Below are 21,748 nucleotides of genomic sequence, written 5' to 3' on the forward strand. Positions count from 1 at the left end.
CTTTGCGACTATCGGGCTTCGAGCAGAGCCGAGACCAGTGCCGGCGTCAGCTCATCGAAGTGGCCGATGATCTTCGTCGGCTCGAGGCTTTCGACGGGGACGTCGGAGTAGCCGAAAGGAACCGCGATCGACGGCACCGCGGCATTGCGGGCGACGAGGAAGTCGTTGAGGCTGTCGCCGACCATCACCGAGCGTTCGGCCCGGCCGCCGGCATTGGTGACGGTTCTCAAGAGGTGTTCGGCATTCGGCTTGCGCACTTCGAAGGTATCGCCGCCGGAAATCGCGGCGAAGCGTTCGATCAGTCCCAGGCGTTCGAGCAGGCGCTTTGCCAGCTTTTCCGGCTTGTTGGTGCAGACCGCCAGTTTGAACCCGGCGCCGGAGAGGCGGTCGAGTGCGTCGATGAGGCCCGGATAGGGCAGCGAATCGCCGGGCATCGAGCCGTGGTAGAAATCGACGAACTCCTTGAGCTGCCATTCCAACACGTCTTCAGCGAGCGGCTTTTCCCGGAGCGCGAAGGTGCGTTCGATCATCGCGCGTGCGCCGTGGCCGACGAGGTGGGTGAGATCTGCATAGCCGACCGGCGCGATGCCGGCCTGGGTCACTGCATGGTTCAGGCTCGCGACCAGGTCCGGCGCGGTATCGACAAGCGTTCCATCGAGATCGAAGACGACTATGGGAGATGACACCGAAAAACCTCATGGCACCGGAAACGTTGCCGTTCGGGTAGGCGAAGTGACAGAAGAATGCAATGGGGAGTACACCTCGCAAGCGGTGCGGAATCCTTGGCGGCAATTTCATTTTGACTTTTGTTTGCGTCGCCGGGCGTGTAAGTGTCTCAGCGGAAATCGGGCGCGCGGTTCGCAGTTTGAAGCGAAGCCGTCCGTCGGCATTACAAGGGAGCGACTGGCGCATGGACGCCCGCGAAATGAAAATCAAAGCCGCGGCTGCGGCTCTGGAATATGTCGAAGACGGCATGCGCCTCGGCATCGGTACCGGCTCCACGGCCGAGGAATTCGTCCGGCTTCTGGCCGAGAAGGTCGCGGCCGGCTTCCACATCGAAGGCGTTCCCACGTCGGAGCGCACGGCGCGGCTCTGCCTCGAACTCGGTGTGCCGTTGAAGTCGCTCGACGAGCTGCCGGAACTGGACCTGACGATCGACGGCGCCGATGAGGTCGATGGCCGGCTGCGGCTGATCAAGGGCGGCGGCGGCGCATTGCTGCGTGAAAAGATCGTCGCGAGCGCCTCGAAGCGCATGATCGTGATTGCCGACGAATCGAAGGTGGTCGACGTTCTCGGCGCCTTCAAGCTGCCGATCGAGGTCAATCCGTTTGGTCAGGTGGCAACGCGGATCGCGATCGAGAAGGTCGCCTCGCGCCTCGGTCTTTCCGGCGAAATCGCCGTGCGTCAGTCCCATGACGGCGCCTTCAAGACCGACGGCGGACACCTCATTCTCGATGCATCTTTTGGCCGTATTCCTGATGCAGATGCGCTCGCGGGAGAGCTGAATGCCATTCCCGGCGTCGTCGAGCACGGGCTTTTCATCGACATCGCGTCGCTGGCGATCATTGCAGGGCCGGTAGAGGCACGCATTCTGACTGCGTCCTGAACCGGCTCCCGACAGCCCGCACCGGGCTGGGAGCGGCAAAGACAAACAGGTTTCCATACATGCGGGCCTGGCGGCGGCAATCGCCCGGGCAGCATGCGACAAACACAGGAGCAAGGGTAAAAATGAACAAACTCGCAGGTCTTGTCCGCACATTCGCTGCCACCGCGGTTCTGCTTTCCGCATCGGTTCCGGCGGTGCAGGCCCAGGACGTCTCCGAAGAGCAGATCAAGGCGGCGCGCGCGACGATCGCAGCGCTTGGCGTCACCAACAGCTTCGACAATATTCTGCCGAACCTTGCCGAGCGGCTGAAGAACACGCTGATCCAGGCATCGCCGAACCATCAGGAACTGATCACCGCTACGGTTGACGAGAAGGCGCTCAGCCTTGCAGCCCGCCGCGCCGACCTCGAAAACGAAGCGGCGACGATCTACGCCAAGACCTTTTCGCTGGAAGAACTGAACGCGATCACCGAATTCTACGGCTCCGCCGCCGGCAAGAAGCTCCTGAACGACGGCCCGATCGCTTCGCGCGAACTGCTCAAGGCCGCCGACATCTGGGCCGCGGGCGTTTCCCGCGACCTGACCCAGGAAGCGACCAAGTCGCTCGACGCCAAGGTTGGCAGCACCCAGCCGGCCGCCGAGGGCGCCGCCCAGCAGCCGGCGCAATAATCGAGCGCGCCAGCGCCAGTCATCACGTTTCGAGGAGCCCGGAGTGATCCGGGCTTTTCTTTTGCCTGGGGGCACCACTATATGTGCCTGCGGCGCGGTCCTCGGCTGGCCGCGACTGGCTGCCGGACGCGAGATCGTTCGGCCAGCTTTCCATTTCGCCATTCCGGCCCGCTTGCTTTCAGGAGACTGCCCATGCCCGCATTCGACTATGACCTCTTCGTGATCGGTGGCGGGTCCGGTGGCGTCAGGAGCGGGCGCCTGGCGGCAAGCCTCGGCAAGAAGGTCGCGATCGCGGAGGAGTTTCGTTATGGCGGCACCTGCGTCATCCGCGGCTGCGTGCCGAAGAAGCTCTATGTCTACGCGTCGCAGTTTTCCGAACATTTCGAAGACGCTGCCGGCTTCGGCTGGTCGGTCGGCGAGAGCCGGTTCGACTGGAAGAAACTGGTCGCCGCCAAGGAGCAGGAGATCACCCGGCTCGAGGGGCTCTACCAGAAGGGGCTGAACAATGCCGGCGCCGAAATCCTGCATACGCGCGCCGAGCTCGTCGGCCCGAACACCGTTCGCCTGCTCGACAGCGGCAAGACGGTAACGGCTGAGCGGATCGTGATCGCCGTTGGCGGTCATCCCACACCACATGACGCGCTGCCGGGACACGAACACTGCATTTCCTCGAACGAGGCTTTCGATCTCGCAGAGCTGCCGAAGTCGATCCTGATCGCCGGCGGCGGCTACATCGCCGTCGAATTCGCCAACATCTTCCACGGCCTCGGCGTCGAGACGACGCTGATCTATCGCGGCAAGGAAATTCTCTCGCGCTTCGACCACGACCTGCGTCGCGGGCTGCACGTGGCGATGGAGGAGAAGGGCATCCGTATTCTCTGCGAAGACATCATCCAGTCGGTCACCCTCGATGCCGACGGCAAGCGCGTCGCGCACACGATGAAGCACGGCGACATCGCCGTCGACCAGGTGATGCTGGCACTCGGCCGCGTGCCGAACACCAGGGGGCTCGGTCTCGAAGCGGCCGGTGTGAAGACCGATGAGCGTGGCGCCATCGTCGTCGATGCGTTCTCGCGCACCAGCGCGCCCGGCATCTATGCGCTTGGCGACGTGACCGACCGCGTGCAACTGACGCCGGTCGCGATCCATGAGGCCATGTGCTTCATCGAGACCGAGTACAAGAACAATCCGGTCTCGCCGGATCACGACCTGATCGCCACCGCCGTCTTCTCGCAGCCGGAGATCGGCACGGTCGGTCTGACGGAAGAAGAAGCCGCGCGCCGCTTCGACGAGTTGGAAGTCTACCGCGCCGAATTCCGGCCGATGAAGGCGACGCTTTCGGGCCGCAAGGAAAAGATGATCATGAAGCTGGTCGTCAATGCCGTCGACCGCAAGGTGCTTGGCGCCCATATCCTCGGCCACGACGCCGGCGAAATGGCGCAGTTGCTCGGCATCTCGCTCAAGGCCGGCTGCACCAAGGACGATTTCGACCGGACGATGGCGGTGCATCCGACGGCGGCCGAGGAACTGGTGACGATGTATTCGCCGTCCTACCGCATCCGCAAGGGTGAGCGGGTCTGACCGCCTCTGGCGGATACGCCTGCAACCCCTCCCGAAAGTCCACCTGTCGCACGCAGGGGCCTCCTGCCGCGGGCCGGAAGCCGCCGGGCACGTTTGATGAACTGACTGTCGCCGATCTCGTCGCTGTTTCCACGCAGAAAGGGCGGCGGCGAGGTGGCGCCACTATCTCGTTGAAACTGCGCACAATTCTTTCGAGATGTCGCCTTCGCTTTTCAGGATTGTGCGTTGCCTGGACATATCCTTGCGCCGGATGTGTCCTGCAACGCAATGAATTCTGGTAGGATGGCTTTCCAAGCGTTTCCTTAACGTCTATAAGCCCGCATTCCGCGGCGTTTCCGCCCGGGGCCGGCGCAGAGGCCAGGCTCAGCGTCCGGGCAGGGCACGCGGATGTGAGTGAAATTTCCGAATACCGGGCGGCCGCCTTCGGCCGTCAGGGCGCGACCCGCGCGGATGGATCCGCGGCAGACAACAGGTGAACGAAATGGCACAGACTTGGACTCCAAACAGCTGGCGGCAGAAACCCATCCAGCAGGTGCCGGACTATCCGGACCTGGCAGCGCTTGAGGCAACCGAAGCGCGCCTCGCGAAGTATCCGCCGCTGGTGTTTGCGGGTGAAGCGCGTCGTCTGAAGAGTGCCCTTGCCAATGTCGCCGAAGGCCGCGGCTTCCTGCTGCAGGGCGGCGACTGCGCCGAAAGTTTCGCCGAGCACGGCGCCGACACGATCCGCGACTTCTTCCGCGCCTTCCTGCAGATGGCCGTCGTCCTGACTTTCGGCGCGCAGCAGCCGGTGGTGAAGGTCGGCCGCATCGCCGGCCAGTTCGCCAAGCCCCGTTCTTCCGGCGTCGAAAAGCAGGGTGATGTGACGCTGCCGTCCTACCGTGGCGACATCATCAACGGCATCGAGTTCACCGAGGAAGCGCGTATCCCGAACCCGGAACGCCAGATCATGGCTTACCGCCAGTCGGCCGCGACGCTGAACCTTCTGCGCGCCTTCGCCATGGGCGGCTATGCCAACCTCGACAACGTGCACCAGTGGATGCTCGGCTTCGTCAAGGACAGCCCGCAGGCGGAACGTTACCGCAAGCTCGCCGACCGGATCTCCGAAACCATGGACTTCATGAAGGCGATCGGCATCACCTCGGAAAACCATCCGAGCCTGCGCGAAACAGACTTCTTCACCAGCCACGAGGCGCTGCTGCTCGGCTACGAGCAGGCGCTGACCCGTGTCGATTCGACCTCGGGTGACTGGTACGCCACCTCCGGCCACATGATCTGGATCGGCGATCGCACCCGCCAGCCCGACCATGCCCACATCGAATACTGCCGCGGCATCAAGAACCCGCTCGGTCTCAAGTGCGGTCCTTCGCTGACGGCCGACGGCCTGCTCGAACTGATCGACATCCTGAACCCGGCCAACGAAGCCGGACGCCTGACGCTGATCTGCCGCTTCGGCCATGACAAGGTGGCCGAGCATCTGCCGCGCCTGATCCGTGCGGTCGAGCGCGAAGGCAAGAATGTCGTCTGGTCCTGCGATCCGATGCACGGCAACACGATCACGCTCAACAACTACAAGACCCGTCCGTTCGAGCGGATCCTGTCGGAAGTCGAGAGCTTCTTCCAGATCCACCGCGCGGAAGGCACGCATCCGGGCGGCATCCATATCGAGATGACCGGCAACGACGTGACGGAATGCACCGGTGGCGCACGCGCGCTTTCCGGTGACGATCTTGCTGACCGCTACCACACGCACTGCGATCCGCGCCTCAATGCGGACCAGGCGCTGGAACTGGCGTTCCTGCTCGCCGAACGCATGAAGGGTGGCCGCGACGAGAAGAAGATGGTCGTCAACGGCTGATCCCGCCGCGCCGACAAGGCGCGCGGGCCTGCAGGCGTGGTTCAGCTTTTCTGAACCTCGTCGGGCGGTTTTGAATTTGACAATGCCGGGCCCGCTCTCGAAGCTGGCCCGGCATTTTCGTGTCTGGAGCAGGAAGCGGCGCGCGTGATCGGGTCGCCGTATCCACCTCACGGCAGGATGACGCATGATGATTGCGCTTTGGGGGGACAATGCCGGACGTTCACAAGGGAAGCTGTCTTTGCGGGGAAGTGCGCTTCGCTGCGCATGGTGAGCTGCGCGAGCTGATCTATTGCCATTGCAGCCAGTGCCGGAAGCAGACCGGCCTCTACTACGCCGCGACCAATGTGGAGGATCGGAACCTCGAGGTGGAGGGGGCGGAGAACCTCACCTGGTACCGGGCGAGCGAGACCGCCAGTCGCGGCTTCTGCCGCCATTGCGGATCGGCCCTGTTTTGGAAGGCGGATGAGCTCGACTATACTTCGATCCTGGCCGGTGCCTTCGAGAAGCCGACCGAGCTGAAGGGCGGCTATCACATTTTCTGCGAAGACCAGGGCGACTTCTACCAAATTAGCGACGACTTGCCGAAATATGCGGCCGGGCGCGGTTGAGCGTTCACTCCGGTGTATGCTTCGCCCGCCGAACCGCCTGTTCGAAGCCGTTGGCAAGGCCGGCCAATTTGACCGACTGCCACTGACAATATTCGTCGATCAGGCGTTCGCTGAGCCAAAAATGCCCGCGCTGGCGCTCATCGGCGCGACCGATGAGGCCCGTATCCTGGGCGCGCGTGAAGATGCGCCTGATATGCGTGTTCGAAATCATGTAGTGCGTGGCGAGCTCCGAGAGGCTCGCTTCGAGCCAGACCTTGCCATCGACGGGATCGAGACTTGCCGGCCGCGACATGAGATCGTCCAGCAGCAGGCCGCCGCACTCGGTCCAGACGAAGGCGGCCACGGCTTCCGGTGGCTCGCTCCAACGCTGGTCGGCGAGCAGCAGGCGAGTGGCGATCGGCTGGGCGCGCTCGAAGATGGTCCGATCCGCCTCGACGCGCTGGACGCGGCCCTTGCCGTCGAACCGATCGAGCGTGCCCATCTGGCTCATGAACCAGCGCAGCATTGCTCCTTCGCTGATTTCTGTCGGCTCCAAGGGCCGCACCTTCTTTCTGGCCCGGCCGCCATCGACGTCACGAAGCAGCTTGTAGGTCAGCAACTCGGCGATGAAGGCGGCAGCGGTATTGCGGCTGGCGCCGCCCATTTCGTGCATGAACTTCAGGAGCCGCGCGGTCGTGATGCCGGTCTCCGGATTGGTCGGATCGCGCTCGAGGTGCAGCGTGTAGACGGCCTGGCTCAGCGTCCATTTTTGGTGGGAGGCGACGAGGCGGCCGACCCGCGGGAAGAGGTCAAACACCGACATCAGATCGCGACCGCTCGCCTGAAGGATCGCCCGGAAGTTCGGATGATTGCGAAAATCTTCTGCGGTGAAGGCAAGGGCACCAGCTTGCGCGAGCCCCTCATGCTCTGCCACGACACGCATTTGCTGCGCTCACCCCCATGCTTGCGCGGCGCGCCGGATGCTTGAATTTCAAGTTTCCCGGTCGCCAACCGCCACTCAGCCTTACCCCTTATAGTAGGGGTAGCTTGCGCATAACGTGTGAACAACCGATTTTGTTCAAACGGGGCACCTGACGTTCAGCCGTCAGACGCCCCGTTTCGATCGCTGGATCTCGATCACTGCACCAGCACGGGCGGCTGGCACTTGACGCCGGTGACGCGCACATCGGCTTCGCCGACCCGGACGCCGACCAACAGAAGCAGGTTGTAGAGCAGGTCGTCCACCGGCTTGGTGACGGAACCCAATGTCTGGGCCAGTGCCTGCTGGACGACCGTCGGGCTGCCGAGCGTCAGGAACAGAACCTGGATGTTGAGGTCGAGATTGTTGAGCAGCGTCTGGGTCGTGGAGGTGAGAATATCCTTCGTGGAGACGCTCTTGATCGAGCGAGCGGCAATCTCGGACGGGCTGAAGCTCAGACGCGAGGCCTTCAGGTTTTGTGCCTCGACATGAGCGAGCGCATCGATCTTGACGACGAGGGCATCGACGAGGCGGGCCCTTTGCACGCGGGCATCGGACGAAAAGTTCGACAGCACCGTCGGATCGACGTCGCCGATGGCGATCTCGGCAATGCCCGGGACCGCATCCACGCTGACCGCTGCGTTTTCCGGGGTGCCGCCGTAGCAGCGAATGTCGGCAAGCTTCGCCTCGGCATAGGCGAGTTCGACGTAGATCGGCAGTCTGATGCGAATGCCGGCGAGGGCCGCCAGGCCATCGACGTTGACTTCGACGGCGAGGCGGGTTTGTGCGGTGCGGACGGCCGCGCCCGGCGTTCCAAGGCGATGGCTTGGCGTTTCGACCGGCGGTTCGCCGATTGCGAGCTTGACCTTGGCAGAAGCGATGCCGGGAAGCCCGGTCACGGCGTTGAGCGCGATCTGGTTCTCGCCATTGGCGATCGCTGCCGCCGCGGAGACGATCTGCAGTGCGCTGACTTTCATCGCCCAGTCGGAACCGGCATCGATCTGCAGGCTCTTCTTGGGATCGAGGTTGAGGATCTGCGCCAGCGTCACGGTCTTCTTGTTGTTTGCGGTCGAAAGCTCGATGCTCTTCAGTGCCGCCGTCACGGTTCCCGACAGACCCTGGACGAGCCGCATCGAGGAGAGCAGCTGCGGCATGGTCAGATCGGCCTTCAGCACGTCCTCATAGGAGGCCGCGGTCAGGTTGAGCTTTGTCGCGACGATCTTCAGGAACGGCTGGACGTCGATGTCGGCATCGATCAGCGCCTCGTAATCCATGACCTTGAGGGAGATGGTCGTGCCGAGCATCTGGCCGAGGATCGAATTCAGCAGTCCGTCGTTCAGGCTGGCGAGGCGCGAGCCGACGGAGAAGGCGGCAATCTTGGAGCTCGCGGCGGTGCCGATGACGCTGAGATCCGGCGGCGCGCTGAACAAGGAGGCAAGGAAGATTTCCCCCTTCTTTTCCAGCAGGACCTGCACGGCATCGGTTGGCGTCGCGTCCTTGACGAAACGCTGCCCGGCGTCGACCGATGGGTCGGGGACGTAGCGGCCGCGTGTCAGCGTCGCGACGCCATCCACCTTGCCCGAGCCGACATCGCTCAGCGGCAGCACCTTGCCGTCGACCGTCATCAGCCCGCTCGGCGTTGCCACGGCATAGTTGAGACCATTGTTGGAGAAATGATTGAGCACGGCCTTCTCGGCCAACGAGATGTTGGCCGCCGCCGCGATCGCGGCGAGGTCGACCGTCGACTGCATCTCGCGCTTCTGCACGGTCAGATAACCGTAGTCGATGCCGAGCCCCATGGAGGCGACGACCAACGGCATGACCAACGCGGCGGAGATGCCGATGTTTGCGTCCCGCGATCGGAGCAGCCCGCGCAGTCGCGTTGATTTCCACGACATGTCAGACCCCTCCGACACGAATGGTTGCAAAGCGCTCGATCTCGCTGCTCGGCATCGCGAATGTGAAAAGATTGAAAATCGGCAGGTCTGCGGCGTCGTATTTGATCCGAACGGTGAACTGGTTGGTGTTGTTGGCGTCGTCCTTGACGGTGACGACCATGCGAGAGGACTTGATGAAGGCCTGATCCATGGTCGTGCGCTGGATATAGTCGGTCGCGAGGCGCTCGCGTTCACTTTCCGATAGCCCAGCGATGGCTGTGCGCGCGGCATCGGCGGCGATCTGCTGTATGGAATGGGCTGTGCTGAGATAGATGCCGTAGGCGATCAAAGTCAGCACGCAAAGGAAGAAGAGCGGCGCTATGATTGCAAATTCGATTGCAGCGGCGCCGTCTCGGCCGCCTAAAAGGCGCTTGAAGTTGGACATTGCAGCATCTCCGCGTACCCACGTTGCTGTATTCTTTTCGAATGTCCCTGCATCCGTACGATGCCCCTCAAACGTTAATTTTTTCATACTCTGATAAGTTGTTGAATCCGCGACGATTTCGCAAAAATGTTGCAAAAAATATATTTTGAGTTGAATTAGTGTTTATGAAAATTGGCGCGTTTTACCGGCCCGAAGCAGCCGGACGGCCGATGGGCGGATGGCAACGAAACTGATCCGCGGGGCCTGCGTTTCGCCTCGCGCCGGGGGCGGATCCAGGGTGTCGTGGTTCGCGCTCAGTCCCGGCCGGGTGCTGAACGGTATTGTTCGAGCTGCCGGTTGAGGGTTGCGAGGTCAGCGCGCAGCTCCGAAATCTCGCGTAGCAACACGTCGTCGACCTTGTGGTGCAGAGCAATCAGTTCGACTTCCGATTTCAGATTGACCTCGTAGTCCTTGGACGCGGCGAAGCGGTCGCGTTCGGCCTGGCGGTTCTGCGACATCATGATGACCGGCGCCTGCAGCGCGGCAAGCATGGAAAGCACCAGGTTGAGGAAGATATAGGGGTAGGGGTCGAACGCACCGGTGATGAGCAGCACGGAGTTCACCAGGACCCAGCAGACGAGAAAGCCGCAGAAACCGATGATGAAGCTCCACGAGCCGCCGACGCGGGCGATGCTGTCGGCAAGCCTGTCGCCGAAGGAAAGCCCGGCCGTAAAGGCGGCATGTGAATCGGTGGCAACGGTGCGCCGATCGCGGGCGTGCGCAAGAATGCGACGTTCGATTTCGCCAAGCTCGTTCAGCGGCTTGCCGAAAAGCTGTTTTGATAGGTCGTTGAAATGCGGCATGGCGATCTCCGGTGTTGGCCGGAAGCAATCTAGAGCGCAGATGCCGCAAGGAAAATCAGGCGGGGCCGGAAAATACAGAGAGCCGGACCGGATGCAGCCGGTCCGGCCCTCACGGATCAGTGGGTTTCAGCCGCGCTTGCGAAGAGTTCGGCGTGAGACTTGAAGAACCGGTCGGTCGAGAAACGTTTACCGAACATCATGTCGTGCTGCAGGAAGCGATAGTCGCGCAGCAAAGCGGGCACCTTCGGCTGGCGCGACCACTCGGCGACTTCCTTGCCGTTCTTGCGGATCAGCATGTAGCGGTCGACGACGCGGAACTGGTCGTGAACCTTGCCGAGGAACCCGGTGTAGTAGGGGTGCTCGTAGCCGGATTGCTTGAGGATCGTGTAGGAGAGGAGGGCCGGGCTGATCGTGCCGACGTTCTTCTTCGGGCCTGTCTTGTTCGACCAGACGACCAGCGGCGTTTCATGCTGCGCCTTCATCTGGTCCTTCGAACCCTTCCGCTCCGCGGTGACGCCCTTCATGAAGCCGGTATTGGTATAGACGGTGTTCAGCGGCGGCAGGTGGTCGCCGAAGAGCACGATGATCGTTTCGCGATCGCGCTTCTTCGCCCAGTCCATCAGCTTCTTCAGGCTGTCGTCGGCTTCCTTGATCCCTTGCGAATAGGTGGCGAGCACCTGGCGGTCGCCTTCCGGCAGGTTGCCTTCGATCTTGATGGTGTTCTTCGCGTAGCGGTTCGCCTCATAGGGACCATGGCCCTGGAGCGTGACGGCGAAAAAGAAGAACGGGTCGTCCATCGCATCGGCCTGGCGGATGATCTCGTTGGTCAGTGACTCGTCCGAGGCGAAGATGCCGCGCTTCTGCATCGGCGGCATGTTCTCCTCCGACCTGAACGTGTCGAAGCCGAAGGCCTTGTAGACGGCGGTGCGGTTCCAGAACCAGCTCTGGAAGGGATGGATGGCGCGCGAGACGTAGCCTTCCCCACGGAAGAAGGTGGCAAGCGACGGGATCGGGTTGCGGATGTACTGCTGGTACGGAATGCTGCCATAGGGCAGGAAGGCGTTGGAGAAGCCGGTCAGCGCCTCGAACTCGACATTGGCGGTCATGCCGCCGAATTCCGGCGAGAAGACGTTGCCCGACTGCATCTCGCGGATCGTCGGCATCGGATCGGGCGAGAGCTTGACGTTCGGCAGGCGGGTCGGATCCCAGAAGGACTCGCTCATCAGCACGATGACGTCGGGCTTGCCGCGGTGCGAGGTGCCGGCCGGAAGCGGCTTCACCGGAATGCGATCGATGGCATCGGCCATGTAGCCGGCGGGCGCGCTGACATTGGCCATCGGCAGATTGATGGCGAAAGCGAGTGCGAAGCCGTTGTGCTTATAGTTCTCGGTCTGGTCCCACATGATGGGGAGGACCTTCAGGCGGTCACGGATCCAGGAGAACTGGTTGTAATCCATGATGTTCCAGAAGGCGACGAGCAGCGGCAGCGCAAAGGCGAGCCGAGCCACGCGCTCGCGCGTCGTCAGCTTGGGGAAGTTCCGCCAGGCAAAACGCAGCAAGAGGGCGATCGCGATGACCCCAGCGACGAGGCCGACGGCGATGCCGACGGCGGTCCAGGGCCGATCCTTCACCAGAACAGGCATCAATTCCATGATCTGGCGGCCGAACAGGAAATCTGTCGGATAGAGCGGGTCGGACAGGAAGACCTGCTTCTGCTGGCAGATGACGGCCGGTATGACGGCAAGCGGCGCCATCACCACGGCCGACTTGTGCTCGCGGCCGAAAATGCCGTCGATGGCGAGCAGGATGAGGAAGAAGGCGCCGACCGTGGTCAATGCCGGGCGCATGGGGTCGAGGAAATAGGCGACCGTATCGGTCATCGACTGACGCACGACCAGTTCGACGACGAACACGAGAGCAGCTGCGACGAAAAGGGAGAACAATGCGCTGCGGGTGCCCGCGAGCGTCTTGGCGTGCCGCGCGGTGAAGCCGGGTCTATCGACATAGACGCGCGAGCCTCTCGCGACAGCGGAATCGATACTAGCCAATATATTCTCCAATTCACAAATGTGTCGTGTAACTGTCATACGCTCGTCATTTTGAACAGGGGATGAATGGTTTCTTAACGGGAGTTGGGAACAGCTTTCCGCCGCGTGACGGCGCTGCAACTGCCCTGGATAAGAACCGGGAAAGACAGAATTTTTCGGATTTTTTCGTCTAGCGGCGATTGCCTGTGGGTATTTTCCCGCGGATTGCGCTAAAGAACACTGCGAAAGCCAGATGCAATCGCTCAGAAGAGACCGACAGGCCCGCTCATGACCGCTCACAAGACCGCCCCCTCGCTCCTCCGCATCGCAGTCGCCCAGCTCAATCCGACCGTGGGTGACGTCGCCGGAAACCTGGCCAAGGCACGTGAGGCACGCGCCGATGCGGCGCGCCAGGGCGCCGATCTCCTGCTTTTGACGGAGTTGTTCATCTCCGGCTATCCGCCGGAAGATCTGGTGTTGAAGCCGGCCTTCCTGAAGGCCTGCTACCAGGCGGTCGAAAAGCTGGCGACCGAGACGGTCGACGGCGGCCCGGGCGTCATCATCGGCTTCCCGCGGCAGGCCAAGACCGGACGGCACAATTCGGTGGCAGTGCTCGACGACGGCAAGATCATCGCGGTCCGCGACAAGGTCGATCTGCCGAACTATGGCGAGTTCGATGAAAAGCGCGTCTTCGACCAGGGCGAGATGCCGGGGCCGGTGAATTTCCGCGGCGTGCGCATCGGTATTCCGATCTGCGAGGACATCTGGGGCGATCTCGGCGTTTGCGAGACGCTGGCCGAAAGCGGCGCGGAAATCCTGCTGTCGCCAAACGGCTCGCCCTACTATCGCGGCAAGGTGGACGTGCGGCATCAGGTGGTGCTGAAGCAGGTCATCGAGACCGGCCTGCCGATGATCTATGCCAACCAGCTCGGCGGCCAGGACGAACTGGTGTTCGACGGCGCGAGCTTCGCCTTCAATTCCGACAAGTCGCTGGCCTTGCAGATGAGCCAGTTCGAAGACGCCATCAGCATCGTCGAGTGGAAGAAGGGCGAAAACGGCTGGCACTGCGACAGCGGGCTGAAGTCGCGCCTGCCGGAGCGGGAGGAGGCGGACTACCGTGCCTGCATGCTCGGCTTCCGTGACTACGTCAACAAGAACGGCTTCAAGAATGTCGTGCTCGGTCTTTCCGGCGGCATCGATTCGGCGATCTGCGCCGCGCTGGCGGTCGATGCGCTCGGCGAGGAGCGCGTGCGCACCGTCATGCTGCCCTATCGCTACACCTCGCAGGAATCGCTGAAGGACGCCAAGGAATGCGCCGCCGCGCTCGGCTGCCGCTACGACATCGTACCGATCTCAGAACCGGTCGAAGGCTTCCTCAGCGCACTCTCCGACATGTTCGAGGGAACCGAATCCGGCATTACCGAGGAGAACCTCCAGAGCCGTACGCGCGGCACGATCCTGATGGCGATCTCCAACAAGTTCGGCTCGATGGTGGTGACGACGGGCAACAAGTCGGAAATGTCGGTCGGCTATGCCACGCTCTATGGCGACATGAATGGCGGCTTCAATCCGATCAAGGACCTCTACAAGATGCAGGTCTACGCGCTTTCGAGCTGGCGCAACACGACGGTTCCGCCGGGCGCGCTGGGTCCTTCGGGCATCGTCATTCCTGAGAATATCATCGACAAGGCGCCGTCGGCAGAACTTCGCCCCAACCAGACGGACCAGGATTCGCTGCCGCCCTATCCGGTGCTCGACGATATTCTCGAATGCCTGGTCGAAAAGGAGATGGGAACCGACGAGATCGTGGCCCGCGGCCACGAAGAAGCGACGGTTCACCGGGTCGAACACCTGCTCTACATCGCGGAATACAAGCGGCGGCAGTCGGCGCCGGGCGTCAAGATCACCAAGAAGAATTTTGGCCGCGACCGCCGCTACCCGATCACCAACCGCTTCCGCGACCGGGGATAGGCGGTGAGGCCCTCGGTGGGCGGGAGGGCAAGCACGGCGGTCCCGCGTTCACGGATGACGAAATCCGGCTGATCCGGCTGTGGTCGGGAAGCGACGTTTCCGCTGCCAGGCAGCCTTCGGCGCAGATCGCCTACTTCGCGACGCCGCCGGTCTTCGGCGTCTATGGTCGTCATCGTCGGCGTTGCTTTCGTCTGCATCCTGCTGCTGTTGGCCCGGGGCACCGTCTCGATCTGGCGGGAGCAGCGCCATTCCATCTTGATGCAGTCGCTCTGCGGCAAGGTCCTGGCGGCGCGGGCGAAAGAACGCAAACAGCTGCTTGACTGCGGCGGGAGAACGGTATGCGCAGTTCCATCGAAACCTATGACATCGTTACCGGCGAAACGCGTGTCGTCTGGCAGACGGATCGGCTGGTCGAGGCGCCCAACTGGTCGCGGGATGGCGCGCATCTCGTCATCAACGGCGATGGCCGCCTTTATCGCCTCGGCTTCGACGGTTCGGAGCCGACGGAGATCGACACCGGCTTTGCCACGCTCTGCAACAACGATCACGGCATCTCGCCCGATGGCGGCACGATCGCGATCAGCGACAAAACCGAGTTCGGCAAATCGGCGATCTACCTGCTGCCGGCCGAAGGCGGAACGCCGCGGCTGATCACCGGCAACCTGCCATCCTATTGGCATGGCTGGTCGCCCGATGGGCAAGCGGTGACCTATTGCGGCATCCGCGACCAGGTCTTCGACATCTACACGATTTCGGTGGATGGCGGCGAGGAGAGGCGCTTGACCCACGGCGAAGGGCGCAATGACGGGCCCGACTGGTCGGCGGACGGGGAATGGATCTATTTCAACTCGAGCCGCACCGGCCGCATGCAGATCTGGCGCGTCCGTCCCGATGGCAGTGATGTCACGCGGATCACCGACAGCCCCTATGGCGACTGGTTCCCGCATCCGTCGCCGGATGGGAAGCATCTGCTGGTGCTCTCCTATGACGGCGACGTCTTCGATCATCCGCGCGACCTCGATGTCCGCCTGCGGCTGATGGACATGGATGGCGGCAATGCGCGCGTGCTGTTCGAGCTCTTCGGCGGGCAGGGAACGATGAACGTGCCCAACTGGTCTCCCGCCGGCGACCGCTTCGCCTTCGTGCGTTATCAACCGGAAAGCTGAGACGAGGCGGCACTAGGCAGCAATGTCGATATGGCGAAGCTGTTGCTCGATCACGCGCCAACGCAAAACGGCACGCGATCCCTACCGTCGTGCGCCGATCGATAGGCGATCGCGAATATGGGTGAATGCGGCGTCGGCTGGTGCCTGCGCCCCCTTTTGGTTTCGCCTGCGACTGCTGATTGTCAGTCGAATTGTCGATCGATTCAGGCGGTTGAAATCGTTAAGTATTTCAACACCAGCTTATTTAAGCCAAACTTCTAATTTGGTCGCTAGGGTGCCGGCATATTCGGCTGCCGAGCATCGCGCTTGCAGGAGTGCCAAAATGCTCGCCGTGGCCGGTGCGGGTGAGGGGGACTGGCGTGGTGGACAAGACGTTGCGGTTGGCGAAGCGGAGCAGAACGGTTTGGGCGATTCATGCCGCCTGCACTCTGGTCGCCGTCCTGATCATCGCGAGCCTCATCTTCGTTCTTGATCGTTCGGTCGCCGAGGCCGATCGCTTCGGCCTTTCGGCGGAGCGGCGGCTGGTGGCAAACGAACTGCGCCACCAGATGGATGCCGTCGTTCAATTCCAGGCGCAGCTCTCCTTCTGGGACAAAACCTACCAGGAACTCGCCAAAGGGCACGTCAGCGACGCCTTCGTTGCGGACGAACTGGCGGGGTGGCTGTGGAAAGACTACGGTTTCTCCTGGCTGATCTTCACGGACCTCGACCACAACGTTTCGACGGTGTTGAAGGACGGCGTTGCGGTGTCGAGCGAGGCTGCCCGCGTTCCGCTCGAGGAGGTGGACGATCTGCTCGACGAAGCCCGGCGCCGCTACGACAACGCGCTCAGAAACAATCACGGCTCCTATGTGCTGGATTTGGTGACACCGGACCCGCAGTCGGTGATGCCGGCCGTGCCCGGAATTCACGCCGTGGACTTGCGTGAGATCGACGGACGCATGAGCGTCGCGGTCGTGCAGGCGGTCATCCCGGAAACGCTGGCGATACCTGCGGAGCGTCGCGCGCCCGTGCTCATGGTTTCGGTGCGGCCGGTGACGGCGAAGGTGATGCGCGAGATCGCGGCGCGGCTGGGTATCGGTGGACTTGCCTTCGTGCCGCTCACCGCGCGGCCGGAGGGGAGCGTCTACGCGTCGGTCGGGCGCTGCTCCGACGCATCCTGCCTCGTGGCGGCGTGGATGCCGAAGTCACCAGGCGGGTTCGTCCGGGCCGAGCTGTTGCCGAGCGTCATCGTGATGGCGATCGTGGCGGCGCTGCTGATGGCCTTCGTCGCCCTGCGTTTCTCGACGCTCTTTGCCGCCTTGCAGCAGAGCGAGGCGCTCAACCGTCATCTTGCCAAGCACGACCGGCTGACGGGGCTGCTCAACCGGAGCGGTTTCGACGACATGCTGGCGGCGGCGTTGTTGAAGGCAAAGACGCACCCGTTCACGCTCGTCTATGCCGACCTCGACGCGTTCAAGGCGGTCAACGACCGCCATGGTCATGCGGCGGGCGACGCCGTTCTGGTCGCCATGGCCGAGCGCTTCCGGAACCGTGCCGGCCCCAAGGGTACCGTCGCACGGCTCGGCGGTGACGAGTTCGCCATCATTCTCGGCGATTGCAGCGAGGCCGAGGCTCGCGGACTTGCAGCCGGTCTTGTCGCCGATGCGCAGACACCGGTCGCGTTCAACAGCCAGTTGCTCACTGTCGGCGGCAGCGCCGGCATAGCCTTTGCGCCGCGCCACGGGCTGACCGCACGCGCCCTGCTGCTGGCTGCCGACGAAGCGCTCTATCTCGCCAAGCGGCGCGGCCGCAATCGCGTCGAAACGGCTGACGATACGGTCCTGCCGGGCGGAACCTCCGGCAACCGGCTCGTCCCCGGACCGAGTGGCGCCGGCGATCGTCCTACTCCGGCACGTTATAGGGCGTGATGACGACGACCGCCGAAAGCTGAGGGCCGACCGCGCCCGACGGCGCGCGGCCGTGCAGCATGATCGTGCGAAATGCCGTGCGCGCATCGGTCTTCAGATCATGGTGCAGGACGAAATGAACGCGCCGCTCGCGCAGCAGCGCCAGATTGTCCTCGTCGAGGTCGCGAGCCACTGGCCGCGGGAACGAGAGAGCAGGACTTTCATGCGGCACTCGATGCGCAGGCGCGGCGCAAGCTGAGCTGACGGTTCCGTCTCACATTTGACGGTCTCCCGATGCGTTGTGGTTGGGGGCCGTACCTGTTTCACACGATCATTTCCGAGGGAGGAATTCGATGAACGGACAGATGCAAGGCAAGATCACCATCGTCACCGGCGGCACGCAGGGACTGGGCGCCACGATTGCCGGCCTTTTCGCCGAACGCGGTGCCGCCGGCATCGTCATTTGCGGGCGCAATACCGCCAAGGGGCGCGCGAAGGCGGAAGAAATCGGCAAGGCCAGCGGCGCGAAAGTGGTCTATGTCGAGGCCGACCTAGAGAAGGTAGAAGACGCCTGCAAGGTCGTTGCCGCCTGCGATGCCGAGTTCGGCCGGGTTGATGCGCTGGTCAACGCTGCCGCCATTACCGATCGCGGCACGATTCTCGACACGACGCCGGAACTCTTCGACCGGATGTTCGCCATCAATGTAAGGGCGCCTTTCTTCCTAATGCAGGAGACCGTGAAGGTGATGCGGCGCGAGCGGACCGAAGGGACGATCGTCAACATCGGTTCCATGTCGGCGATGGCCGGGCAGCCCTTCATCGCGGCCTATTGCGCGTCGAAAGGGGCTCTCGAAACGTTGACCAAGAACACGGCCTACGCGCTCTTGCGCAACCGCATCCGCGTCAACGGCCTGAATATCGGCTGGATGGCATCCGAGGGCGAAGATCGCATCCAGCGCGAGTTTCACGGGGCTGCCGCGGATTGGCTCGAAAAGGCGGCCGCCAGCCAGCCGTTCGGCAGGCTCGTCGATCCGGCGGAGGTGGCGCGCGCCTGCGCCTATCTATCTTCGGCGGAATCCGGGCTGATGACCGGATCGGTGATCTGCTTCGATCAGTCGGTCTGGGGCGCCTATGACGGTTCGCCGCATCCGATGGCACCCCTCTGACAAGTACTTGTCTTTCCCTGACGGCTGTGCCCTTATGGCGCCGTCAGGTGCCCGCGTGAGCGGGAGAATCGGGAATCCGGTGTCATTCCGGAACGTGCCCAACGCTGTGACGGGGACGGTCGCTTCTCGAAATACCTTGAATTGATTCAAGGTTTTGCCACTGGATCTTCAATCGATCTGGGAAGGTGGGGCGACCGGTTGAACCGAAGTCAGAAGACCGGCCTGGCGAGATAGACCGAACCCCGCGTGGACGGCGGGAGGTTTTCGCATTGTTGGGGATCGAACGATGCTGACTGAACCGAAGGGTGGCCTTGCGGCTGCCGGTGCCTTTTCGCTGCAAGAGCGGGAGGCCGTCTACCGCGCCATCGAAACACGCCGCGACGTGCGTGACGAATTCCTGGACAAGCCTTTGCCTGAGGAACTGGTGAAGCGGCTGCTGACAGCGGCGCACAGCGCGCCGTCCGTGGGCTTCATGCAGCCCTGGAACTTCGTGCTGGTGCGGGCGCCGGAAACGCGCGAACGCGTCTGGCAGGCCTTTCGCCGTGCCAATGACGAGGCGGCGCTGATGTTTGCGGAGGAGCAACAGGCCAAGTACCGCTCGCTGAAGCTCGAAGGCATTCGCAAGGCGCCGCTCAGCATCTGCGTCACCTGTGATCGCACGCGTGGTGGCGCCGTCGTTCTCGGCCGCACGCACAATCCGCAGATGGATGTCTATTCAACGGTTTGCGCCGTGCAGAACCTGTGGCTTGCGGCCCGCGCCGAAGGGGTGGGCGTCGGCTGGGTCAGCATCTTCCACGAGGCGGAAATCAAGGCGATCCTCGGCATCCCCGATCATATCGAGATCGTTGCCTGGCTCTGCCTCGGCTATGTCGATCGCCTCTATCAGCAGCCCGAACTGGCGGTGAAGGGATGGCGCCAGCGCCTGCCGCTTGAAGAACTGGTGTTTGAGGAAGGCTGGGGAACGGCAGCGACGGATCGTACCGCGCTCAATTCTGGACCGGTTGATAGGCCGGTCCCTTCGGGTGCTTGAGGTCGATCGAGGTTTCTTCGTTGGGCAGGAAGGTCGGGCCGACGACGCGCACCTTGCTCTTGGACGGATCGTAGGGGCGCTCCTCGGGGGGCGCCTTTGCGGTCGTGGCATCTGCGGGCTTCTTGGTTTCGATCACCACGATCGACGACTGATCGTCGCCGGTCATCGTACCGGTTGCTTTCGGCGAGGTCGCGGCGGTCCGCGGTATCTGGCAGCCGCACATGCCGGGTTTGCTGATGCCGCGGGTGCGATAGGCGAAAGCATTGGGCATTTCAGTATAGGGCAGGCCGGTCACGGCCGAGACCATCTGCTCGCTCTCCTCCGTGTTGAGATCGTGGAAGTAGAGCTCGGTCTCGGCGCCGGGGCAGCGCGCCCGGCAGGCCTGTTCGTCACGCGGGAAGTCGGCGGGCGTCGCATCCGAAGAGATCGGGAAGAAGGCGCCGTCGCAGGTGCGCACACACATGGTCCGCAGGGTTCCGCGATAGTAGCCGTCCTGCGGCGCATAGCCGTCTTCGCCATGCCCAAGCATCGGCCCGTACGCGTCGTCAGGCGGCAGGTCGGCGATGATGTTGCGGTGCGTCTCCGGCTCTTCGGGTTCGACGCTCGCAAAATAGTCGCGGTCGCTGTAGCAGCCATTGATCTCGAGCGCGGCGACGATACGGCGACGGGTCTCTTCGCTGCCGCCGGCGACGATCTGCTCACGCTCCGATTTCAGCATGCGCAGATTGTCTTCCATCTCGGCGATGAGGCTGTTGAGCTCGCCGCAGGTGTCGGGGTCGCCGCCATCGAAGGTGGCGACGCTGCCGCCACCGCAGCCCGCGCGCCGGCGATCGTTCTTCGCCCGGCGCAGTTCGATATTCTGGCGCGAGATGGCGCTGGCATAGTCGCGGGCATCGGCATTGGTGGCGACCATGTCGGACATTTGCGCAAGCCGGGTATTCAGCCGGTCGCACACGGTCGATGCCAGCGAAGGATCGGCACCGACCAGAGCCAACGGCACAAGCGCCGCAGCGACGTGTTTCAAGCGAGGGAACACGGGCGAAGTCTCTTCCTGCTGCCGCACGATGCCAAGCTTCTGGTGTGGGCGGCTGCCGGCGGCAATTCCTTTTTCACCTCCATCATAGAGCTTGTCGGTGATCGTGCAACAACAAGCGGCGGTTTGCGTTAACGGGTCCGGCCGGCCGAAGCGCTCAGGCGGCGCGGGCGGTTTCCAGCGACATCGGGCGTTCCAGAACGGTGCCTTCGATGGCGGCAACAGCCTTCATGCGCTGAAGCAGGCTTTCGGTCACTTCCCAGGCGACGGCAACGGCGAAGACCGAGCCGATGCGATGCGGTTCGGCGATGCGCTCTCCCGGGCATCCCATGCGGCGGAACATGCGTTCCAGGAACACGTCGGTGACCGTGACGATATGGCTGATGCCGGAGGCGAGGCCGAGTTCGCCAACGCCGCACATCAACTCGGCGGCCGCGACGGTGACCTGGTTCGAGGCGCGGTCCTGCGAAATATCGGGCTCGATGCAGAAGCGACTCGATTCCCAGACCGAAGCGCTGCGGATTTCCGGGTTGTCGCCGAGCAGGATCGGGAAGGTATCGTCCAGCATGTTGGGGCCGAGCGTCGGCAGCAGCCGGAGCGAGCCGCGCAGGCGACCGGTGTCGGGGGCGTAGGACAGCACGTAGAGCGGGTTCGCCTTGTCGTAGTTGTCGATCTCCCACTCGCCGTCGGTCTGAACATCCCATTTCAGGAAATCGTGAAAGACGCGCTTGCGCAGCCGGAACATCTCGTCGACGGCCTGCGGGTGCTGTGCGCGGGTCTTTCCGTTCAGAATCCTGATCATCTTTTTCTCCATCCTTGTTTTGGGATGGGCGGATGCTGTCAGGCTGGCGACGGTCGCGTAACTGTCGGTAGTGACAGTTTAAATCAGTGATATTGTCCACTAGATTTCGAGGGGTTTTGGGAGAGAGCCTACTGCATGTCTCCTTAAGTCGACCTCGATTTAAGGACAAAGACATGCAGCAAATCAAAGTGCTACAGCGACCTTTGCGCGTCTGATAAGACGCT

18 protein-coding genes, 1 pseudogene and 1 riboswitch are annotated in these 21,748 nt (G+C 62.9%); of the genes and pseudogenes, 10 read left to right on the forward strand and 9 right to left on the reverse strand.

Features of this window, described 5'->3' with window-relative positions; genetic code table 11:
• Nucleotides 1-8: 8 nt before the first annotated feature.
• The gene (locus tag AC0C6X_RS11920) at nucleotides 9-686 is read right to left on the reverse strand and encodes an HAD family hydrolase (RefSeq protein WP_247958898.1); all 678 of its coding nucleotides are present in this window, start codon (nucleotides 684-686) and stop codon (nucleotides 9-11) included.
• Between the two features lie 224 nt (nucleotides 687-910).
• On the opposite strand from AC0C6X_RS11920, the gene rpiA reads away from it, so the two are divergent.
• The 5 genes from rpiA to AC0C6X_RS11945 all read left to right on the forward strand — a co-directional run bounded on the left by rpiA (nucleotide 911) and on the right by AC0C6X_RS11945 (nucleotide 6,318).
• Complete coding sequence (gene rpiA, locus AC0C6X_RS11925) at nucleotides 911-1,606, forward strand: ribose-5-phosphate isomerase RpiA (protein ID WP_472953276.1); 696 nt, start codon at nucleotides 911-913, stop codon at nucleotides 1,604-1,606.
• A gap of 122 nt (nucleotides 1,607-1,728) precedes the next feature.
• Entirely contained in the window at nucleotides 1,729-2,274 is a 546-nt protein-coding gene (locus AC0C6X_RS11930; protein ID WP_247958899.1) for a DUF2059 domain-containing protein, read from the forward strand.
• 192 nt (nucleotides 2,275-2,466) lie between these two features.
• The gene (gene gor, locus AC0C6X_RS11935) at nucleotides 2,467-3,855 is read left to right on the forward strand and encodes a glutathione-disulfide reductase (protein WP_472953279.1); all 1,389 of its coding nucleotides are present in this window, start codon (nucleotides 2,467-2,469) and stop codon (nucleotides 3,853-3,855) included.
• Nucleotides 3,856-4,336: 481 nt separating this feature from the next.
• Nucleotides 4,337-5,710 (forward strand): class II 3-deoxy-7-phosphoheptulonate synthase, encoded by a 1,374-nt coding sequence (locus AC0C6X_RS11940; protein WP_173516689.1) that lies wholly within the window; start codon nucleotides 4,337-4,339, stop codon nucleotides 5,708-5,710.
• 209 nt (nucleotides 5,711-5,919) lie between these two features.
• A complete protein-coding gene (locus AC0C6X_RS11945; protein ID WP_472953282.1) occupies nucleotides 5,920-6,318 on the forward strand; it encodes a GFA family protein in 399 nt (132 codons plus the stop codon).
• 4 nt (nucleotides 6,319-6,322) lie between these two features.
• Here the strand turns inward: AC0C6X_RS11945 and AC0C6X_RS11950 are convergent, their stop codons facing one another.
• From AC0C6X_RS11950 to AC0C6X_RS11970, 5 genes are all read right to left on the reverse strand, one after another.
• Nucleotides 6,323-7,240: a hypothetical protein gene (locus AC0C6X_RS11950; protein ID WP_173516687.1), complete on the reverse strand. Its 918-nt coding sequence runs from the start codon at nucleotides 7,238-7,240 to the stop codon at nucleotides 6,323-6,325.
• A gap of 194 nt (nucleotides 7,241-7,434) precedes the next feature.
• Nucleotides 7,435-9,174: a TadG family pilus assembly protein gene (locus AC0C6X_RS11955; protein ID WP_173516686.1), complete on the reverse strand. Its 1,740-nt coding sequence runs from the start codon at nucleotides 9,172-9,174 to the stop codon at nucleotides 7,435-7,437.
• Between the two features lies 1 nt (nucleotide 9,175).
• A complete protein-coding gene (locus tag AC0C6X_RS11960; protein ID WP_173516685.1) occupies nucleotides 9,176-9,598 on the reverse strand; it encodes a TadE/TadG family type IV pilus assembly protein in 423 nt (140 codons plus the stop codon).
• A gap of 293 nt (nucleotides 9,599-9,891) precedes the next feature.
• Nucleotides 9,892-10,440: a DUF1003 domain-containing protein gene (locus AC0C6X_RS11965; RefSeq protein WP_472953285.1), complete on the reverse strand. Its 549-nt coding sequence runs from the start codon at nucleotides 10,438-10,440 to the stop codon at nucleotides 9,892-9,894.
• Between the two features lie 116 nt (nucleotides 10,441-10,556).
• A complete protein-coding gene (locus tag AC0C6X_RS11970; RefSeq protein WP_173516683.1) occupies nucleotides 10,557-12,488 on the reverse strand; it encodes an LTA synthase family protein in 1,932 nt (643 codons plus the stop codon).
• 267 nt (nucleotides 12,489-12,755) lie between these two features.
• On the opposite strand from AC0C6X_RS11970, the gene AC0C6X_RS11975 reads away from it, so the two are divergent.
• The 3 genes from AC0C6X_RS11975 to AC0C6X_RS11985 all read left to right on the forward strand — a co-directional run bounded on the left by AC0C6X_RS11975 (nucleotide 12,756) and on the right by AC0C6X_RS11985 (nucleotide 17,514).
• Entirely contained in the window at nucleotides 12,756-14,438 is a 1,683-nt protein-coding gene (locus AC0C6X_RS11975; protein WP_472953288.1) for an NAD+ synthase, read from the forward strand.
• Nucleotides 14,439-14,776: 338 nt separating this feature from the next.
• Nucleotides 14,777-15,604, forward strand: a complete 828-nt coding sequence (locus AC0C6X_RS11980; protein WP_472953291.1) for a TolB family protein — start codon at nucleotides 14,777-14,779, stop codon at nucleotides 15,602-15,604.
• Nucleotides 15,605-15,963: 359 nt separating this feature from the next.
• Nucleotides 15,964-17,514 carry a sensor domain-containing diguanylate cyclase gene (locus tag AC0C6X_RS11985; protein WP_247958903.1) on the forward strand — a complete coding sequence of 517 codons (1,551 nt, stop codon included), beginning with the start codon at nucleotides 15,964-15,966 and terminating at the stop codon, nucleotides 17,512-17,514.
• Here AC0C6X_RS11985 and AC0C6X_RS11990 read toward each other — a convergent pair.
• Nucleotides 17,489-17,686 (reverse strand): annotated as a pseudogene (locus AC0C6X_RS11990) (LacI family transcriptional regulator); the annotation flags it as partial. The gene AC0C6X_RS11985 and the pseudogene AC0C6X_RS11990 overlap by 26 nt on opposite strands.
• A 160-nt stretch (nucleotides 17,687-17,846) precedes the next feature.
• Between AC0C6X_RS11990 and AC0C6X_RS11995 the strand changes: the two are divergent.
• The gene (locus AC0C6X_RS11995) at nucleotides 17,847-18,659 is read left to right on the forward strand and encodes an SDR family oxidoreductase (protein WP_472953295.1); all 813 of its coding nucleotides are present in this window, start codon (nucleotides 17,847-17,849) and stop codon (nucleotides 18,657-18,659) included.
• Between the two features lie 28 nt (nucleotides 18,660-18,687).
• Nucleotides 18,688-18,899, forward strand: a riboswitch (cobalamin riboswitch).
• Between the two features lie 46 nt (nucleotides 18,900-18,945).
• Nucleotides 18,946-19,689, forward strand: coding sequence for a 5,6-dimethylbenzimidazole synthase (bluB, locus tag AC0C6X_RS12000; RefSeq protein WP_173516677.1), 744 nt, complete (start codon nucleotides 18,946-18,948; stop codon nucleotides 19,687-19,689).
• Here the strand turns inward: bluB and AC0C6X_RS12005 are convergent.
• Complete coding sequence (locus tag AC0C6X_RS12005; protein ID WP_312033019.1) at nucleotides 19,646-20,725, reverse strand: DUF2865 domain-containing protein; 1,080 nt, start codon at nucleotides 20,723-20,725, stop codon at nucleotides 19,646-19,648. The two genes, bluB and AC0C6X_RS12005, sit on opposite strands and share 44 nt — an antisense overlap.
• A gap of 154 nt (nucleotides 20,726-20,879) precedes the next feature.
• Nucleotides 20,880-21,524 (reverse strand): acyl-homoserine-lactone synthase, encoded by a 645-nt coding sequence (locus tag AC0C6X_RS12010; RefSeq protein ID WP_173516676.1) that lies wholly within the window; start codon nucleotides 21,522-21,524, stop codon nucleotides 20,880-20,882.
• Nucleotides 21,525-21,748: the final 224 nt, after the last annotated feature.

The sequence above is a fragment of the Ensifer sp. VA4 genome, from assembly GCF_055710065.1.

Coding starts and splice junctions, on each gene's coding strand:
- AC0C6X_RS11940 (WP_173516689.1), top strand. CDS start 4,337: ATGGCACAGACTTGGACTCCAAACAGCTGGCGGCAGAAACCCATCCAG.
- AC0C6X_RS11965 (WP_472953285.1), bottom strand. CDS start 10,440: ATGCCGCATTTCAACGACCTATCAAAACAGCTTTTCGGCAAGCCGCTG.
- AC0C6X_RS11930 (WP_247958899.1), top strand. CDS start 1,729: ATGAACAAACTCGCAGGTCTTGTCCGCACATTCGCTGCCACCGCGGTT.
- AC0C6X_RS12010 (WP_173516676.1), bottom strand. CDS start 21,524: ATGATCAGGATTCTGAACGGAAAGACCCGCGCACAGCACCCGCAGGCC.
- AC0C6X_RS11945 (WP_472953282.1), top strand. CDS start 5,920: ATGCCGGACGTTCACAAGGGAAGCTGTCTTTGCGGGGAAGTGCGCTTC.
- AC0C6X_RS11975 (WP_472953288.1), top strand. CDS start 12,756: ATGACCGCTCACAAGACCGCCCCCTCGCTCCTCCGCATCGCAGTCGCC.
- AC0C6X_RS11960 (WP_173516685.1), bottom strand. CDS start 9,598: ATGTCCAACTTCAAGCGCCTTTTAGGCGGCCGAGACGGCGCCGCTGCA.
- AC0C6X_RS11950 (WP_173516687.1), bottom strand. CDS start 7,240: ATGCGTGTCGTGGCAGAGCATGAGGGGCTCGCGCAAGCTGGTGCCCTT.
- gor (WP_472953279.1), top strand. CDS start 2,467: ATGCCCGCATTCGACTATGACCTCTTCGTGATCGGTGGCGGGTCCGGT.
- rpiA (WP_472953276.1), top strand. CDS start 911: ATGGACGCCCGCGAAATGAAAATCAAAGCCGCGGCTGCGGCTCTGGAA.
- bluB (WP_173516677.1), top strand. CDS start 18,946: ATGCTGACTGAACCGAAGGGTGGCCTTGCGGCTGCCGGTGCCTTTTCG.
- AC0C6X_RS11980 (WP_472953291.1), top strand. CDS start 14,777: ATGCGCAGTTCCATCGAAACCTATGACATCGTTACCGGCGAAACGCGT.
- AC0C6X_RS11955 (WP_173516686.1), bottom strand. CDS start 9,174: ATGTCGTGGAAATCAACGCGACTGCGCGGGCTGCTCCGATCGCGGGAC.
- AC0C6X_RS11995 (WP_472953295.1), top strand. CDS start 17,847: ATGAACGGACAGATGCAAGGCAAGATCACCATCGTCACCGGCGGCACG.